The sequence below is a fragment of the Pseudomonas sp. GW822-FHT02D10 genome (assembly GCF_058802345.1).
On the sequence record NZ_JBXAOB010000002.1, the window covers coordinates 385,824 to 401,568 of the forward strand.

Below are 15,745 nucleotides of genomic sequence, written 5' to 3' on the forward strand. Positions count from 1 at the left end.
CCGTCAACTGAGGGCCAAGCCTAACCCGATTGATCGGGTGACCGGGCGGTTCTGCGTTATTTAGCGCAGGTCGAGCACCACCGCCCATTGTTCGGCGGTCACCGGCATCACCGACAGTCGCGAGCCTTTCTGTACCAACGGCATCTCTGCCAGTGCTGCCTGCTGTTTCAGATAGTCGAGCTTCAGCACCTTGGGAAATGTCTCGACGTGAGCGACATTGATCGCACTCCAGGCATTTTTCTCAGGAGTGGCCTTCGGGTCGAAATAAACACTTTCGGGTTCCAGCGCCGTCGGGTCCGGATACGCTGCTTCGATGATCCGCCCGATCCCGGCGATGCCCGGCTCGGGGCAGCTGGAGTGATAAAAGAAAAATTCGTCACCGGCGGCCATGACCCGCAAAAAATTGCGTGCCTGGTAGTTGCGAACGCCGTCCCAGCGGGCTTCGCCGAGCTTCTCCAGGCCTTTGATCGAGAGCTCGTCGGGCTCGGATTTCATAAGCCAATAGGCCATCTTTTTTGCTCCGAAAGCGGTGGCCGGGAAAGGTGCCCGGCAATTTTATGACAAACCGACGGTCGGTTGACGCCAGCGTTTGCGTGTCGCTTCACGTTACCGCAAAATGCCGGACTTTTAAGCGAGACGCGGCAAGCACGGCCTATTTCGGTACCGTTGCTGTCATCGTGTGCGACATGCCTTGAGGGGGGCAATCGATGAAACGCAAACCGGATTTACTGTGGATTTTGGTTATTGTGTTCGGCCTGGGCGTCGTAACCACGGGTTATGCGCAAAGCCTCTGGGCTAACAAGACCGATGCACCGATCGACGTCGCGCAACAGCAACAACATCTAAAGCCGCACAAGCGCTAAACCCGCTGCAAGCGACGCCGCTGATGGCAGTGGCGTCTGAGTCTAGTCTGCGAAATACCACTTCCTGTCAGTCACCGTTCCTTGCAACGGTACATCCCAGCTCGCTTGAGCCAGTTTTTCGACTTTCTGACATTCATGGGCCAGGCCCAGCAGCGTCGGCTTGCGCCAGTTTTTGCGGCGCGCCAGATAGGCCAGGCTGCGATCGTAGAAACCGCCCCCCATCCCCAGACGTCCACCGTGTTCGTCAAAACCGACCAGCGGCAACAGCACCAGATCCAGTGCCCAGACCTTGCGTTGCTTAGCCCGGTTGACCCGTGGTTCGAGAATGCGAAAGCGGTTAGGCCGCAGCTTTTCACCGGGGCGAATCCGCTGGAAAACCATCTTGGTTCGCGGCCAGGCGCTGAGTACCGGCAGGTAAGTTGCCTTGCCCCGACGTTGAGCGGCGCGCAGCAGCAGGCGCGGGTCGATTTCACCGTCGGTGGGCAGGTACAGGGAAATGTGTTTGGCGCGGCGAAATAGCGGATGTTGCGCCAATTGCCGATACAGCCCGCGGGCGGCCTGGCGTTGCTCACTGTTGCTCAGTGCGCGACGGGCCTTGCGCAGCATGCGTCGAAGTTGCGGGCGGGAAAGCGGCGCAGGTTCGGTCATCGTCATGGGCTGTTCGAGTGTCGAGGGCACCAGATTGGTGCCTTCGTAAAAAGCCGATGCCAGCAATAAACTGGCATCGGCTTGAATCAGGCTCCCCGGATGAACCGCTGTCGACTTAGCCCTTGAACCCGAAAGTTCAAGGTGGAAGATGCAGTAGGCTTTAAGGCTTTCCGTCTAGCGGACATGCACACCAGCCCAACGTGCAACTTCCAGGGTAGTGCGAATCGGCTCAGGGACATCGTCAACTGGCAAGCACCCCAGGGAGTGGCGCGAGTATACCGCAACCACCCCCAGGAATCAGCCTTTGCTGACATCCGGATCGGTGGCGAGCACCAGATCCACTCGATCAAGCAGATCACGCACCTGCTCGCGGGTCGAGCCACTGGCCTGTACGTCAGGACGTTCTCGGGTGTGCAACAGATCGTGAGTGATGTTCAACGCGGCCATCACGGCGATACGATCGGCGCCGATGACTTTGCCGCTGCTGCGGATTTCGCGCATTTTGCCGTCCAGGTAACGGGCGGCGCTCACCAGGTTGCTGCGCTCTTCCTGGGGGCAAATGATCGAGTACTCTTTATCGAGGATCTGCACGGTAACGCTATTGCTTGAACTCATGAGTCTTGCTCCAGGGCCTTGAGGCGCGAAATCATCGATTCGACCTTACGCCGGGCGATTTCGTTTTTTTCAATGAGGTGCGCGCGTTCCTCGCGCCAGGTCTTTTCCTGAGCTAATAGGAGTCCGTTTTGGCTCTTAAGTTGCTCGACTCGGGTAATTAGCAGCTCGAGTCTGGCCATCAGCGCTTGCAGGTCGTTGTCTTCCATAGTGTTCCACGGGATTTGTCTGATGGGTGGTAACTGGCAGCCTTTAATAGTCTTGGCGAGTCTGTCGATGTAGGATACAAGGCCTTCATTCTAGACATAGCGCCGTCTGGCGCCTAGCTGCCCATGCCCATTCAGAATTCTCCGTATCAAGCCTTCGCCACCCTGCTGAGCACCAGCGGCCATCCTGCCTCGCCTGCTGAACTTCACGGCCTGCTGCTCGGCCGCAGTTGCGCCGGTGCCGGTTTTGAAGTCGACGGCTGGCTAGTCGACGCCGCCGAATTGCTCGAAGGCGAGCCACAAGACAACGTCCGCAACGCCCTGATCGGCCTGCAGGAGATGGTCAAGGGCGAGCTGACCAGCGACGACATGACCGTCGTTCTGCTGTTGCCGACTGACGACGCGCCACTCGCCGAACGTGCCGCTGCACTGGGCCAGTGGTGCCATGGCTTCCTCAGCGGCTTCGGCCTGAACTGCCGTGACAGCAGCACCCTGAGCACCGAGGCCACTGAGGTGTTGCAGGATCTGGCGGCCATCGCCCAGGTTCAGGATGCACTGGAAGAATCCGACGACGGCGAAAGCGACTATATGGAAGTCATGGAGTACCTGCGGGTCGCGCCATTGCTGCTGTTCACCGAGACCAAAAAACCGGCGCAAGCCGCTGCTGCCAAACCTTCTCTGCACTGATCGTTTGTAAGGGACTGCCATCTGCCCATGATTCATATCCCTAAATCGGAATACACCCGCCGCCGCAAGGCGTTGATGGCGCAGATGGAACCCAACAGCATCGCAATCCTGCCGGCCGCCGCCGTGGCGATCCGTAATCGCGACGTCGAGCACGTTTACCGACAGGACAGCGACTTCCAGTACCTCAGTGGTTTCCCCGAGCCTCAGGCCGTCATCGTACTGATGCCCGGTCGTGAGCATGGCGAATACATCCTGTTCTGCCGTGAACGCAACGCCGAACGCGAACTGTGGGATGGCCTGCGTGCCGGGCAGGAAGGCGCGATTCGCGATTTCGGTGCCGACGACGCTTTTCCGATCACCGACATCGACGACATCCTGCCGGGCCTGATCGAAGGTCGTGACCGGGTGTATTCGGCGATGGGCAGCAATCCCGAATTCGATCGCCACCTGATGGACTGGATCAACGTGATCCGCTCTAAAGCGCACCTGGGCGCCCAGCCGCCGAACGAATTCGTTGCGCTGGATCATCTGCTTCACGACATGCGCCTGTATAAATCGGCGGCAGAAGTGAAGGTGATGCGCGAAGCTGCGCGGATTTCCGCGCAGGCGCACGTCCGCGCCATGCAGGCCAGCCGTGTCGGTTTGCATGAGTTCAGCCTGGAAGCCGAACTCGATTACGAGTTCCGCAAAGGTGGGGCGAAAATGCCGGCATATGGTTCGATCGTCGCTGCCGGGCGCAACAGCTGCATCCTGCATTACCAGCAGAATGACGCGCAGCTCAAGGACGGCGATCTGGTGCTGATCGACGCCGGTTGCGAGATCGACTGCTACGCCAGCGACATCACCCGCACCTGGCCGGTCAATGGCAAGTATTCGCCGGAACAGAAGGCGATCTACGAGTTGGTGTTGGCGTCGCAGGAAGCCGCATTTGCCCAGATCGCACCCAACAAGCACTGGAATCAGGCGCACGAGGCGACGGTTCAGGTGATTACCGCCGGTCTGGTGAAGCTCGGTTTGTTGCAGGGCGAGGTCGATGAGTTGATTGCCAGCGAAGCCTACAAGGCGTTTTACATGCACCGCGCCGGTCATTGGCTGGGCATGGATGTGCATGATGTCGGCGAGTACAAGGTCGGCGGTGAGTGGCGGGTGCTGGAAGTCGGTATGGCGTTGACCGTCGAACCGGGCATCTACATTGCCTCGGGCAATCTGAACGTGGCGAAGAAATGGCGCGGCATTGGCGTGCGCATTGAGGATGACGTGGTAGTGACCAAACAGGGCTGTGAAATCCTCACCAATGGCGTGCCGAGAACGGTCGTCGAGATCGAGGCCCTGATGGCCGCTGCACGGATTGAAGCAGCATGAGCAGAGTCAATCTGGCAATCATCGGTGGCGGTCTGGTGGGCGCCAGTCTGGCGCTGGCCTTGCAAGCCGGTGCCCGTGCCCGTGGCTGGAAGATCGTGCTGATCGAACCGTTCGCGCCCGGCCACACCTACCAGCCAAGCTATGACGCGCGTTCTTCGGCGCTGTCCTTTGGGGCTCGGCAAATTTATCAGCGGCTGGGCCTGTGGCAGGAAATTTCCCGCCGCGCCGAGCCGATCAAACAAATCCATGTTTCCGACCGTGGGCGCTTCTCGACCGCGCGGCTGTCGGCCATGGAAGAGGGCGTTCCGGCCCTGGGTTATGTGGTGGAAAACGCCTGGCTCGGCCAATGCCTCTGGCAGGGCCTGGACAAGGACGTGATCAGCTGGCGTTGCCCGGCCGAAGTCACGCGCATGGAACCGCTGGAAGACGGCTACCGCTTGACCCTCAACGACGAAACCAGCCTTGAATGCGACCTCGCGGTGCTGGCCGATGGCGGCCGTTCGGGCTTGCGCGAGCAGCTGGGGATCGGCGTCAAAAAGCGTCCATACAATCAAAGTGCGTTGATCGCCAACATTACCCCGAGCGAAGCCCACAACGGCATGGCGTTCGAGCGCTTCACCGATGATGGTCCGATGGCCTTGCTGCCGCTACCGGAAAACCGCTGCGCGCTGGTCTGGACTCGCCTTGGCATGGACGCGCAGCGTCTGGCCGCACTGGATGAGCGCAGCTTCCTCAGCGAGTTGCAGGGTGTGTTCGGCTATCGCCTCGGCACGCTTAAACAGGTTGGCGCGCGGCATTTGTACCCGTTGTCGTTGATCGAAGCCGAAGAACAGGTGCGTTCGCATCTGGCTGTACTGGGCAACGCCGCCCACAGCCTGCACCCGATTGCCGGCCAGGGCTTCAATTTGTCGCTGCGCGACGCTCAGGCCTTGGCCGAAGCGCTGCTCGCCAGCCAGAGTGCACCGGGCGACTTCGCGACCTTGCAGGCTTACCGCGAACGCCAGCGCCTGGACCAGAACCTCACCGTAGGTTTCTCCGATCAGGTCACCCGGTTGTTCGGCAGTACCCAACCGCTGGTATCGCTGGGCCGCAATATTGGCCTGCTGGGCCTCGATCTGTTGCCGCCGGCCAAACGCTGGTTCGCCCGGCAAGCCATGGGCTTGGGAACACGTTCCGATGGTTGAGTGGTTAACCCAGCGTTTAGATATTCACGACGGCGCCGGCACCTTGGTCGATAAAACCCTTTACGTGCGGCTCAAGCCGCAAGCGAGACAGGCTTAAAGCATGGAAATGCGCGCAGATCTGCTGATTGTCGGGGCCGGAATGGTTGGGAGCGCGTTGGCGCTGGCGTTACAGAACAGTGGGCTGGAAGTCCTGCTGCTCGACGGCAGCCCCATGAGCGTGAAACCCTTCGACGCACAGTCGGCGTTCGAGCCTCGGGTGAGTGCCTTGTCGGCCGCCAGTCAGCGGATTCTCGAGCGTCTGGGTGTGTGGGAGGGCGTCGTCAGTCGGCGCTGCAGCGCTTATACCGACATGCATGTCTGGGACGGCAGCGGCACCGGGCAGATTCATTTCTCGGCCACCAGCGTCCACGCCGAGACGCTCGGGCATATCGTCGAGAACCGGGTGGTGCAGGATGCGCTGCTCGATCGCCTGCATGATTGCGACCTGGGCCTGCTGGCCAACGCGCGTCTGGAGCAGATGCGCCGTTCCGGCGACGACTGGCTGCTGACCCTGGCCGATGGCCGCACGCTGCGTGCCCCCCTGGTGATCGCGGCGGACGGCGCCAACTCGGCTGTGCGCCGCCTCACCGGTGTCGCGACTCGCGAGTGGGATTATCTGCATCACGCCATCGTCACCAGCGTTCGCAGCACGCTGGCGCACCAGATGACGGCCTGGCAGCGTTTTACCGACCACGGTCCGCTGGCGTTCCTGCCCTTGGAGCGTGACGGTCAGCAAGACTGGTGCTCGATCGTCTGGTCGACCACCCCGAGCGAAGCCGAACGCCTGATGGCGCTGGATGACGAAGGCTTCTGTCATGAGCTGGAGCGCGCCTTCGAAGGGCGCCTGGGCAGCGTGCTGAGCGCCGACCCGCGACTGTGCGTGCCGCTGCGTCAGCGCCACGCCAAGCGCTATGTGGCTGAGGGCCTGGCGCTGATCGGCGACGCCGCTCACACCATTCATCCGTTGGCCGGGCAGGGCGTCAACCTCGGTTTTCTCGATGCGGCGGTGCTGGCCGAAGTGCTGCTGCACGCGGCCAGCCGTGGCGAGCGCCTGGCGGATGTGAAGGTCTTGAGTCGCTACGAGCGCCGTCGCATGCCCCACAACCTGGCGCTGATGGCGGCGATGGAAGGCTTTGAGCGCTTGTTCCAGGCCGACCCTTTGCCGCTGCGCTGGTTGCGCAACACCGGGTTGAAAATGGTCGACCAGATGCCCGAAGCCAAGGCGCTGTTCGTGCGCGAAGCGCTTGGATTGATCGGGGATCTGCCGGAGCTCGCCAAGGCCTGACATTTTGCGTCGGAGCCGATGCCGCCATCGCGAGCAAGCTCGCTCCCACAGTATCCCCGGTGTTCACAGGTTTTGTGATGACAGGTGCTCCCCTGTGGGAGCGAGCTTGCTCGCGATGGCGGCTGCACATTCACCATCAATCCCCGGTGGTGCAACATCCGGTAACTCCTCCGGGGCAGGATCGGTTGAGAAGCTAAATGTGAGTCCTTATCATTTCGGCTCATTTTTGATTTCGAGAGACCGCTCCCATGTTGGCACCGAAGCGTCTACTGACAGCCCTCGCCCTGACTCTGCTGGGCACCACCGCTCAGGCCGCTGACGAGGTGGTGGTCTACTCCTCGCGTATCGACGAGCTGATCAAACCGGTCTTCGATGCCTACACCCAAAAAACCGGCGTAAAGGTCAAGTTCATCACCGACAAGGAAGCGCCGCTGATGCAGCGCATCAAGGCCGAAGGCGAGAACGCCACCGCCGACCTGCTGCTCACCGTCGATGCCGGCAACCTCTGGCAGGCCGAGCAAATGGGCATCCTGCAGCCGTTCACCTCCAAGGTGATCGACACCAACATCCCGCAGCAATACCGCGCCGCTTCTCATGCCTGGACCGGTCTGAGCCTGCGGGCACGGACGCTGGCCTATTCCACCGAGCGGGTAAAACCTTCGGAACTGACCACCTATGAAGCATTGGCTGACAAGCAGTGGGAAGGTCGCCTGTGCCTGCGTACCGCGAAGAAGGTCTACAACCAGTCGTTGACCGCCACCCTGATCGAAACCCATGGCGCGGATAAAACCGAAGCAATCATCAAGGGCTGGGTTCGCAACCTGTCCACTGACGTGTTCTCCGACGACATCGCCGTACTGCAAGCGATCAGCGCCGGGCAATGCGACGTCGGTATCGTCAACACTTACTACTACGGCCGTCTGCACCAGCAGAAGCCGGATCTGCCGGTCAAACTGTTCTGGCCAAACCAGGCTGACCGTGGCGTACACGTGAACCTGTCGGGCATTGGCCTGACCCGATACGCGCCGCATCCGGAAGCCGCCAAGGCTCTGGTGGAATGGATGACCACCCCCGAAGCGCAAAAAATCTTCGCCGACGTTAACCAGGAATTCCCGGCCAACCCGACGGTGAAACCGTCCGCTGAAGTCGAGGCCTGGGGCACGTTCATCCCGGATACCCTGCCGGTTGAAGTGGCGGGTCTGCGTCAGGCTGAAGCCATTCGCCTGATGGACCGCGCGGGCTGGAACTGAGCTTTTCCTTGGCCCATCTCGCCCAACGCCGTTGGTATCCGCTGGTTTTCGTCGTTGCCGCCCTGGTGCTGCTGCCGCTCAGCGTATTGCTGCTGTCGTGGCAAACCGTCGACCTGCAGATCTGGTCGCACCTGTGGGACACCCAGATGCCGCGCTTGCTGGGCAACACCCTGACGCTGATCCTCGGCGTCGGGGTTGGCGTCACACTGCTGGGCGTGAGCCTGGCGTGGCTGACCAGCCTTTGCGAGTTCCCAGGGCGACGGTGGCTGGATTGGGCGCTGATGCTGCCGTTTGCGATCCCGGCCTATGTGTTGGCATTCGTTTTTGTCGGGCTGCTGGATTTCTCTGGCCCCGTGCAAACTCTGCTGCGCGAAGGGTTCGGCAGCGGTTTGCGGCTGCCGCGCGTGCGCTCCACCGGTGGGGTGATTCTGGTGTTGGTGCTGGTGTTCTATCCCTATGTCTACCTGCTGGCGCGTACGGCGTTTCTGGCTCAGGGCAAAGGTTTGATGGAGGCTGCGCGAGTGCTAGGCCAGTCACCGTGGCAAGCATTCTGGCGTGTGGCCTTGCCGATGGCCCGGCCAGCGATTGGTGCCGGTGTCGCCTTGGCGTTGATGGAGACGCTGGCGGATTTCGGTGCGGTGTCGGTGTTCAACTTCGACACCTTCACCACGGCGATCTACAAAACCTGGTACGGCTTCTTCAGCCTGTCGAGCGCCGCACAACTGGCCAGCCTGTTGCTGCTGGTGGTGATGCTGCTGCTTTACGGCGAACGCCGCGCTCGCGGTGCCAGCCAGGCGAGTAACGAGCGGCCACGGGGCAAGGCGCTCTATCACCTGCGCGGGTTCAAGGCTGCGGCTGCCAGCAGTTGGTGCGGGCTGGTGTTTGCCTGTGCGTTCGTCATTCCGTTGCTGCAACTGGTGGCGTGGTTCTGGCAGCGCGGGCGCTTCGACCTGGACGAGCGTTACACCGGGCTGATCACGCAGACGCTGTACCTGGGCGCCATGGCCGCGCTGATCACCGTCAGCGTCGCGCTGCTGCTGGCGTTTGCCCGACGCCTGGCACCGACACGGGCGATTCGCTCCGGAGTCAGCCTGGCCAATATCGGCTACGCCTTGCCCGGTTCGGTGCTGGCGGTATCGATCATGCTGGCGTTCAGTTATCTGGACCGCGAACTGGTGGTGCCGCTGTCAGGCTGGCTCGGCGGTGCAGGTAAACCGTTGCTGCTGGGCAGCTTGTCGGCGTTGCTGCTGGCGTATCTGGTGCGATTCATTGCGGTGGCCTACGGGCCGTTGGAAAACAGCCTGGCGCGGATCCGCCCGTCATTGCCGGAAGCTGCACGCAGTTTGGGTGTCAGTGGGCCACGACTGTTTTTCAAGGTGTATCTGCCGCTGTTGCTGCCCGGCACGCTGAGCGCGGCGTTGCTGGTGTTCGTCGATGTGCTCAAGGAAATGCCCGCGACCTTGCTGATGCGCCCGTTTGGCTGGGACACGCTGGCGGTGCGGATCTTCGAAATGACCAGCGAAGGCGAGTGGGCGCGGGCGTCGTTGCCCGCGCTGACGTTGATTCTGGTGGGACTGTTACCGGTCATCGGATTGATCCGCCGCTCGGCACATCGAAACGGCTAGGTGTCAGTCCTACACCTTGCGGCTACAATGCGCGGCATTCGGTGCGGATCGTCCTTCAGACCGGGTTGCTGAAATTGGCTGGAAGCCCTCTATTTCAAGGCTTTCAACCATGCAGCGCCTGTCCGTACCTTCGCCACGCCCGGAAGGAGAAACCCATGGGACAGCGTACGCCTCTGTATGACCTTCATCTCGCACTCGGCGCGAAGATGGTCGATTTTGGCGGTTGGGATATGCCATTGCATTACGGCTCGCAGGTCGAGGAACACCATCAGGTGCGCCGCGACTGTGGGGTTTTCGATGTCTCCCATATGACCGTAATCGATGTCAGCGGCCCTCAGGCCAAGGCTTGGCTCCAGCATGTGCTGGCCAATGATGTCGAACGTCTGCACAGTGTCGGCCGTGCCTTGTACAGCACCATGCTCAATGAGCGGGGCGGGGTGGTCGACGACATGATCGTCTATCGCCTGGAAAACGCTTACCGTCTGGTGGTAAACGCCGCCACCCGCGATCAGGACATGGCCTGGATGCAGGCCCAGCTTGGCGACTATCAGGTGCAACTGCATGAGCGCAGCGAGTTGGCGATGCTGGCGATTCAAGGTCCGCACGCGCGGCAAAAAATCGCCGAACTGGTGACCCAGTCCCGTGGCACGCTGATCCAGCAACTCAAACCGTTCGAAGGGCACTGTGACGGTGACTGGTTCATCGCCCGTACCGGCTACACCGGCGAAGACGGTCTGGAGATTGCCCTGCCGGCCGATCAGGCGCCGGGGTTTTTCAACGATCTGGTCGGCGCCGGCATATCGCCCATTGGCCTCGGCGCTCGCGATACGCTGCGCCTTGAGGCCGGAATGAACCTCTACGGTCAGGACATTCATCAGGACGTCTCACCGCTGGCGTCCAATATGGCCTGGAGCATTGCCTGGGAACCGGCCACCCGTCAATTCATCGGCCGGGTGGCGTTAGAGGCTGAACGGGCGACTGGCGTGAAGCACAAACTGGTCGGTCTGGTGCTCGAAGAACGTGGAGTTTTACGCGCCCATCAGGTGGTTCGCATCGCTGATGTTGGCGAAGGGGAGATCACCAGTGGTAGTTTCTCTCCTACGCTTAGCAAATCGATCGCCTTGGCGCGTGTGCCGATGGCGACCGCCGACCGGGCAGAAGTGGAAATTCGTGGCAAGTGGTACCCGGTTCGGGTGGTCAAACCGACCTTCGTGCGTCATGGCAAAACCCTGATCTAACTTTTTCTGGCGGGCAATCAACCGCTGACATTTCTTCTTGAGGACACAGAACATGAGCGATATCCCTGCCGACCTGCGTTTTGCCGAAAGTCACGAATGGGCCCGTCTGGATGAAGATGGCGGCGTAAAAGTCGGTATTTCAGACCACGCTCAGGAAGCCTTGGGTGATGTAGTGTTCGTCGAGCTGCCGGAAATCGGCAAGGTGTTCGCTGCCGGTGAGACTGCGGGCGTCGTCGAGTCGGTCAAGGCCGCGTCGGATATCTACTCGCCGGTCTCCGGTACCGTCATTGCGATTAACGAAGAGTTGGCCAACAACCCGGAACTGGTCAACAGCGCGCCATACGACAGCTGGTTCTTCAAGCTCGAGCCAAGTGATACCTCTGAACTGGACAAGTTGCTCGACCCTACTGGCTACAAGAACGCCATCGGCGAGTAATGCTCGCCCGTAGGAGCTGCCGCAGGCTGCGATCTTTTGATCTTCTGAACAAAGATCGCAGCCTGCGGCAGCTCCTACGGTGAGTCAGGCATGTATCAAGCCTGCAAAACGGCCTTCACCGCCGCCACTGAACGCTCGACATCGCTTTTGCTCATGGCCGTGAACATCGGCAGCGAAACGATCAGACGACCGACGCGCTCGGACACCGGGAACATGCCTTCCTTGAAACCGCGTTCGCGGTAAAGGCTCAGCAGGTGGATCGGCGGGTAGTGGTAGCCGATGCCGACGCCCAGTTCCTGCATTTGCTCCATGAACGTCGCGCGGGCCGGTTTGCCGTCCTTGCGCTCTGGCAGCACCAGCTGGAACAGGTGCCAGTTGCTGTTGGTGAAGTCCGCCGGTGGCAGCTGCGCACCGTATTTGGCTTCGAAATCATTGCCGAAACAAGCGAAGTAATGCTTGGCCAGCTCGCGACGATGAGCGGTGATGGCATCAATGTGCGCGAATTGGCCCAGGCCAATGGCGGCCGCCACGTCGGTCATGTTGAACTTGCCACCCAGCACATCGACGTCCAGGCCATCGAAACCAGTGCGGGTCACGCCTTGCAGGCGATACTTCTCGGCCAGCCGTACTTCTTCAGCGTTGTTCAACACCAGGCAGCCACCTTCCGAGGAGGTGACGTTCTTGTTCGCCTGGAAGCTGAACGACACGAAGTCGCCCGTAGCGCCGATGCGCTGACCATTCCAGCTCGAACCCAGTGCCTGGGCGGCGTCTTCGACAATGCGCAGGCCATGCTTCTTCGCGATCGCATACAGACGGCTCATGTCCACCGGCAAACCGGCGAGGTACACCGGGATGATGGCCTTGGTGCGCGGGGTAATGGCCGCTTCGAGTTGGTCCAGGTCGATGTTGCGGGTGATCGGGTCGATGTCGGCAAACACCGGGGTGGCGCCCACTTCGAGAATCACGTTGGCCGTGGCGACCCAGGAAATCGGCGTGGTGATGACTTCGTCACCGGCACCGATCCCGGCGATGCGCAGGGCGATCTCCATGGTGCAGGTCCCGGAGTTGAACGTGCGCACCGGACGGCCGCCAAAAAACTCCGAGAGCTGGGCTTCGAACGCCTGAACCTTGGGCCCGCTGGTGATCCAGCCGGAGCGCAGGACATCGCCGACAGCGGCAATTGTGGCTTCATCGATAGTAGGTTTGGAAAACGGCAGAAAAGGCAGTTGGCTCATGACGATCAGTGCACCCGATTGGCTGACGGTAGATGTATGCGCCGCACATGATGAGCCTGATTGAGCAAAGACGCCATGCCGAGTGCACAGGGGGAGCTATGCTGCTTTGATCGAGTTGCATCGACGTTGAGCGCCATTCAAGAGAGAGCCCGTCATGTCCCAGTTGCCATCCTTGAGCCAGTTACGAGACCCGAATGCCTTTCTGCGGCGCCACTTGGGGCCGGACACCGCCGAGCAGCAGGCGATGCTCGACAGCCTCGGGCTCGGCAGCCGTGTCGAGCTGATCGAGCAGACGGTGCCGCCGGGCATTCGCCTCAACCGCGAACTGGACTTGCCGCCAGCGCTCGATGAAGAGGCCGCGCTGGCAAAACTGCGTGGCTATGCCGAACAGAATCAGGTCTGGACCAGCCTGATCGGCATGGGTTACCACGGCACCCTCCTGCCGGCGGTGATCTTGCGCAACGTGCTGGAAAATCCCGGTTGGTACACCGCTTACACCCCGTATCAGCCAGAGATTGCTCAAGGGCGACTCGAAGCGCTGCTCAACTTCCAGCAATTGACCATCGACCTTACGGGCCTGGAACTGGCCAACGCCTCGTTGCTCGACGAAGCCACAGCGGCGGCCGAAGCCATGGCGCTGGCCAAGCGTGTCGCGAAGTCGAAAAGCAATCTGTTCTTCGTCGACGAAAACTGCCACCCGCAAACCATTTCCGTGGTGCAGACCCGCGCCGAAGGCTTTGGCTTCGAACTGATCGTCGACGCTGTGGATAACTTGAAACAGCATCAGGTATTTGGCGCACTGCTGCAGTACCCCGATACCCACGGTGAGATCCGCGACCTGCGCCCGCTGATCGATCACTTGCATGCGCAGCAGGCGCTGGCCTGCGTGGCGGCTGATCTGCTGAGCCTGTTATTGCTGACGCCGCCGGGTGAAATGGGCGCCGATGTGGTGTTCGGCTCGTCCCAGCGCTTTGGCGTGCCGATGGGCTATGGCGGCCCTCACGCAGCGTTCTTCGCCAGCCGCGACGAATACAAACGGGCGATTCCCGGGCGGATTATCGGCGTTTCGAAAGATGCTCGCGGCAACGTCGCGCTGCGCATGGCCCTGCAAACCCGCGAGCAACACATCCGCCGCGAGAAGGCCAACTCGAACATCTGCACGGCCCAGGTATTGCTGGCCAACATCGCCAGTTTTTACGCGGTCTACCATGGCCCGCAGGGGCTCAAACGCATCGCTCAGCGGGTGCATCGGTTGACCTGCATCCTCGCCGCCGGGCTTGAGCGCAACGGCATTACCCGGCTGAACAAACAGTTCTTCGACACCTTGACCCTGGAAGTCGGCGGCAGTCAGACCGCAATCCTCGAAAGCGCCAGAGCGGCGCAGATCAACCTGCGGATTCTCGGGCGTGGGCAACTGGGTTTGAGTCTCGATGAAAGCTGCGATGAAGGCACCGTGGCGCAGCTGTTTGATGTGTTCCTGGGCGCCGATCATGGGCTTGACGTTGCGCAGCTGGATGGCGAGCCGCTGGTCTCCGGGATTCCCGACGGCTTGTTACGGGCCACAGCGTATTTGCGTCATCCGGTGTTCAACGCCCACCACAGCGAAACCGAGATGCTGCGCTACCTCAAGCAACTGGAGAACAAAGACCTGGCGCTTAACCAGTCGATGATCCCGCTGGGCTCCTGCACCATGAAACTCAACGCCAGCAGCGAGATGATCCCGATCACCTGGCCAGAATTCGCCAATCTGCACCCTTTTGCACCGAAGGAACAGGCGTTGGGCTATTCGCTGATGATCAGCGAACTGGAGCGCTGGCTCTGCGCGATCACCGGTTTCGATGCGATCTGCATGCAGCCCAACTCCGGCGCCCAAGGTGAATACGCCGGGTTGCTGGCGATTCGCAAATACCATGAAAGCCGTCAACAGGGGGTGCGTGACATTTGCCTGATTCCCGCGTCAGCCCACGGCACCAACCCGGCCTCGGCACAGATGGCCGGGATGCGGGTGGTGATCGTCGACTGCGACGATGCCGGTAACGTCGACCTCGATGACCTGAAAGCCAAGGCGCTGGCTGCCGGCGACAAGCTCTCCTGCCTGATGGCCACGTACCCTTCGACCCATGGGGTATACGAAGAGGGCATCAGCGAAATCTGCGACGTTATCCACAGCCATGGCGGTCAGGTGTACATGGACGGCGCCAACCTCAATGCGCAGGTCGGGCTGGCCCGCCCGGCGGATATCGGCGCCGATGTCTCGCACATGAACCTGCACAAGACCTTCTGCATTCCCCATGGCGGAGGCGGGCCGGGGATGGGGCCGATTGGCGTGCGGGCGCATTTGGCGCCGTTCGTGGCCAATCACCCGATAGTGCCGATCGATGGGCCTGATTGTCGAAATGGTGCGGTCAGCGCAGCACCTTGGGGCAGTGCGAGCATTTTGCCGATCAGCTGGATGTACATCGCGATGATGGGGCCGCAACTGGCCGATGCCAGCGAAGTGGCGATTCTCTCGGCCAACTACCTGGCGAAACAGTTGTCCGGTGCGTTCCCGGTGCTCTACACCGGGCGCAACGAACGGGTGGCGCACGAATGCATCCTCGACTTGCGTCCGCTCAAGGCGCAGACCGGCATCAGCGAAGAAGACGTCGCCAAGCGGCTGATGGATTACGGTTTCCATGCACCCACCATGTCTTTCCCGGTGCCGGGAACGTTGATGGTCGAGCCCACCGAAAGTGAATCCAAGGCGGAACTGGATCGCTTTATCAACGCGATGCTGAGTATTCGCGCAGAAATTGCCGAGGTGCAGAATGGCAATTGGTCTGCCGAGGACAATCCGCTGAAACGCTCGCCTCATACCTTGGCGGACATTATTGGCGTCTGGGATCGGCCCTACAGTATCGAGCAAGCGGTGACCCCGGATGCGCACACCAGGCTGCATAAATACTGGCCGACGGTGAATCGCGTGGACAACGTTTACGGAGATCGCAACCTGTTCTGTGCCTGCGTGCCGGTGGATGAATACCGCTGAGCATGATCAAAAGATCGCAGGCTTCGCCAGCTCCTACAAGGGAACGT

15 protein-coding genes, 1 other RNA gene and 1 pseudogene are annotated in these 15,745 nt (G+C 61.0%); 11 read left to right on the forward strand and 6 right to left on the reverse strand.

What is annotated here, in order from left to right:
• Window positions 1–60: 60 nt before the first annotated feature.
• Complete coding sequence (locus AC1RPZ_RS04990) at window positions 61–510, reverse strand: EVE domain-containing protein (protein WP_493135427.1); 450 nt, start codon at window positions 508–510, stop codon at window positions 61–63.
• A 197-nt stretch (window positions 511–707) separates the two neighbouring features.
• On the opposite strand from AC1RPZ_RS04990, the gene AC1RPZ_RS04995 reads away from it, so the two are divergent.
• Window positions 708–863, forward strand: a complete 156-nt coding sequence (locus tag AC1RPZ_RS04995; protein ID WP_493135429.1) for a hypothetical protein — start codon at window positions 708–710, stop codon at window positions 861–863.
• Between the two features lie 42 nt (window positions 864–905).
• Here AC1RPZ_RS04995 and AC1RPZ_RS05000 read toward each other — a convergent pair whose 3' ends face one another.
• The 4 genes from AC1RPZ_RS05000 to AC1RPZ_RS05015 form a co-directional block, all read right to left on the reverse strand.
• A complete protein-coding gene (locus tag AC1RPZ_RS05000) occupies window positions 906–1,511 on the reverse strand; it encodes a 5-formyltetrahydrofolate cyclo-ligase (protein ID WP_493135700.1) in 606 nt (201 codons plus the stop codon).
• Window positions 1,512–1,599: 88 nt separating this feature from the next.
• Window positions 1,600–1,778, reverse strand: a non-coding RNA gene (ssrS, locus tag AC1RPZ_RS05005) — 6S RNA.
• A gap of 30 nt (window positions 1,779–1,808) precedes the next feature.
• Window positions 1,809–2,126: a cell division protein ZapA gene (locus AC1RPZ_RS05010; protein ID WP_019694181.1), complete on the reverse strand. Its 318-nt coding sequence runs from the start codon at window positions 2,124–2,126 to the stop codon at window positions 1,809–1,811.
• Complete coding sequence (locus AC1RPZ_RS05015; protein ID WP_401212767.1) at window positions 2,123–2,332, reverse strand: TIGR02449 family protein; 210 nt, start codon at window positions 2,330–2,332, stop codon at window positions 2,123–2,125. The genes AC1RPZ_RS05010 and AC1RPZ_RS05015 overlap by 4 nt, the downstream gene beginning before the upstream one ends.
• A 123-nt stretch (window positions 2,333–2,455) precedes the next feature.
• Here AC1RPZ_RS05015 and AC1RPZ_RS05020 point away from each other — a divergent pair, with 123 nt between their 5' ends.
• The 9 genes and pseudogenes from AC1RPZ_RS05020 (at window position 2,456) to gcvH (ending at window position 11,435) form a co-directional block, all read left to right on the forward strand.
• Window positions 2,456–3,016: a YecA/YgfB family protein gene (locus AC1RPZ_RS05020; protein ID WP_493135431.1), complete on the forward strand. Its 561-nt coding sequence runs from the start codon at window positions 2,456–2,458 to the stop codon at window positions 3,014–3,016.
• A gap of 27 nt (window positions 3,017–3,043) precedes the next feature.
• The gene (pepP, locus tag AC1RPZ_RS05025; RefSeq protein WP_493135433.1) at window positions 3,044–4,378 is read left to right on the forward strand and encodes a Xaa-Pro aminopeptidase; all 1,335 of its coding nucleotides are present in this window, start codon (window positions 3,044–3,046) and stop codon (window positions 4,376–4,378) included.
• Window positions 4,375–5,562: a 2-octaprenyl-6-methoxyphenyl hydroxylase gene (gene ubiH / locus AC1RPZ_RS05030; protein ID WP_493135435.1), complete on the forward strand. Its 1,188-nt coding sequence runs from the start codon at window positions 4,375–4,377 to the stop codon at window positions 5,560–5,562. The genes pepP and ubiH overlap by 4 nt, the downstream gene beginning before the upstream one ends.
• A gap of 13 nt (window positions 5,563–5,575) precedes the next feature.
• Window positions 5,576–5,659: pseudogene (locus AC1RPZ_RS05035) on the forward strand (tetrameric acyl-CoA thioesterase); the annotation flags it as partial.
• A 9-nt stretch (window positions 5,660–5,668) separates the two neighbouring features.
• Window positions 5,669–6,886, forward strand: a complete 1,218-nt coding sequence (locus AC1RPZ_RS05040; protein WP_493135702.1) for a 2-octaprenyl-3-methyl-6-methoxy-1,4-benzoquinol hydroxylase — start codon at window positions 5,669–5,671, stop codon at window positions 6,884–6,886.
• Window positions 6,887–7,134: 248 nt separating this feature from the next.
• Window positions 7,135–8,136, forward strand: coding sequence for an extracellular solute-binding protein (locus AC1RPZ_RS05045; protein WP_493135437.1), 1,002 nt, complete (start codon window positions 7,135–7,137; stop codon window positions 8,134–8,136).
• Between the two features lie 8 nt (window positions 8,137–8,144).
• A complete protein-coding gene (locus tag AC1RPZ_RS05050; protein WP_493135439.1) occupies window positions 8,145–9,761 on the forward strand; it encodes an ABC transporter permease in 1,617 nt (538 codons plus the stop codon).
• A gap of 155 nt (window positions 9,762–9,916) precedes the next feature.
• The gene (gcvT, locus tag AC1RPZ_RS05055) at window positions 9,917–10,999 is read left to right on the forward strand and encodes a glycine cleavage system aminomethyltransferase GcvT (protein WP_493135441.1); all 1,083 of its coding nucleotides are present in this window, start codon (window positions 9,917–9,919) and stop codon (window positions 10,997–10,999) included.
• A gap of 52 nt (window positions 11,000–11,051) precedes the next feature.
• A complete protein-coding gene (gene gcvH / locus AC1RPZ_RS05060) occupies window positions 11,052–11,435 on the forward strand; it encodes a glycine cleavage system protein GcvH (RefSeq protein ID WP_493135443.1) in 384 nt (127 codons plus the stop codon).
• A 95-nt stretch (window positions 11,436–11,530) separates the two neighbouring features.
• Here gcvH and AC1RPZ_RS05065 read toward each other — a convergent pair whose 3' ends face one another.
• Window positions 11,531–12,670: a DegT/DnrJ/EryC1/StrS family aminotransferase gene (locus AC1RPZ_RS05065; protein WP_493135445.1), complete on the reverse strand. Its 1,140-nt coding sequence runs from the start codon at window positions 12,668–12,670 to the stop codon at window positions 11,531–11,533.
• A gap of 154 nt (window positions 12,671–12,824) precedes the next feature.
• Here AC1RPZ_RS05065 and gcvP point away from each other — a divergent pair, with 154 nt between their 5' ends.
• Entirely contained in the window at window positions 12,825–15,698 is a 2,874-nt protein-coding gene (gene gcvP / locus AC1RPZ_RS05070) for an aminomethyl-transferring glycine dehydrogenase (protein WP_493135447.1), read from the forward strand.
• Window positions 15,699–15,745 lie beyond the last annotated feature (47 nt).

What these genes read in the sequence shown, in the direction of transcription:
- gcvP (WP_493135447.1), top strand. Translation starts at nt 12,825, where the DNA reads ATGTCCCAGTTGCCATCCTTGAGCCAGTTACGAGACCCGAATGCCTTT.
- AC1RPZ_RS05040 (WP_493135702.1), top strand. Translation starts at nt 5,669, where the DNA reads ATGCGCGCAGATCTGCTGATTGTCGGGGCCGGAATGGTTGGGAGCGCG.
- ubiH (WP_493135435.1), top strand. Translation starts at nt 4,375, where the DNA reads ATGAGCAGAGTCAATCTGGCAATCATCGGTGGCGGTCTGGTGGGCGCC.
- AC1RPZ_RS05015 (WP_401212767.1), bottom strand. Translation starts at nt 2,332, where the DNA reads ATGGAAGACAACGACCTGCAAGCGCTGATGGCCAGACTCGAGCTGCTA.
- AC1RPZ_RS05010 (WP_019694181.1), bottom strand. Translation starts at nt 2,126, where the DNA reads ATGAGTTCAAGCAATAGCGTTACCGTGCAGATCCTCGATAAAGAGTAC.
- AC1RPZ_RS04995 (WP_493135429.1), top strand. Translation starts at nt 708, where the DNA reads ATGAAACGCAAACCGGATTTACTGTGGATTTTGGTTATTGTGTTCGGC.
- AC1RPZ_RS05045 (WP_493135437.1), top strand. Translation starts at nt 7,135, where the DNA reads ATGTTGGCACCGAAGCGTCTACTGACAGCCCTCGCCCTGACTCTGCTG.
- AC1RPZ_RS05065 (WP_493135445.1), bottom strand. Translation starts at nt 12,670, where the DNA reads ATGAGCCAACTGCCTTTTCTGCCGTTTTCCAAACCTACTATCGATGAA.
- gcvT (WP_493135441.1), top strand. Translation starts at nt 9,917, where the DNA reads ATGGGACAGCGTACGCCTCTGTATGACCTTCATCTCGCACTCGGCGCG.
- AC1RPZ_RS05000 (WP_493135700.1), bottom strand. Translation starts at nt 1,511, where the DNA reads ATGACCGAACCTGCGCCGCTTTCCCGCCCGCAACTTCGACGCATGCTG.
- AC1RPZ_RS05020 (WP_493135431.1), top strand. Translation starts at nt 2,456, where the DNA reads ATGCCCATTCAGAATTCTCCGTATCAAGCCTTCGCCACCCTGCTGAGC.
- pepP (WP_493135433.1), top strand. Translation starts at nt 3,044, where the DNA reads ATGATTCATATCCCTAAATCGGAATACACCCGCCGCCGCAAGGCGTTG.
- gcvH (WP_493135443.1), top strand. Translation starts at nt 11,052, where the DNA reads ATGAGCGATATCCCTGCCGACCTGCGTTTTGCCGAAAGTCACGAATGG.
- AC1RPZ_RS04990 (WP_493135427.1), bottom strand. Translation starts at nt 510, where the DNA reads ATGGCCTATTGGCTTATGAAATCCGAGCCCGACGAGCTCTCGATCAAA.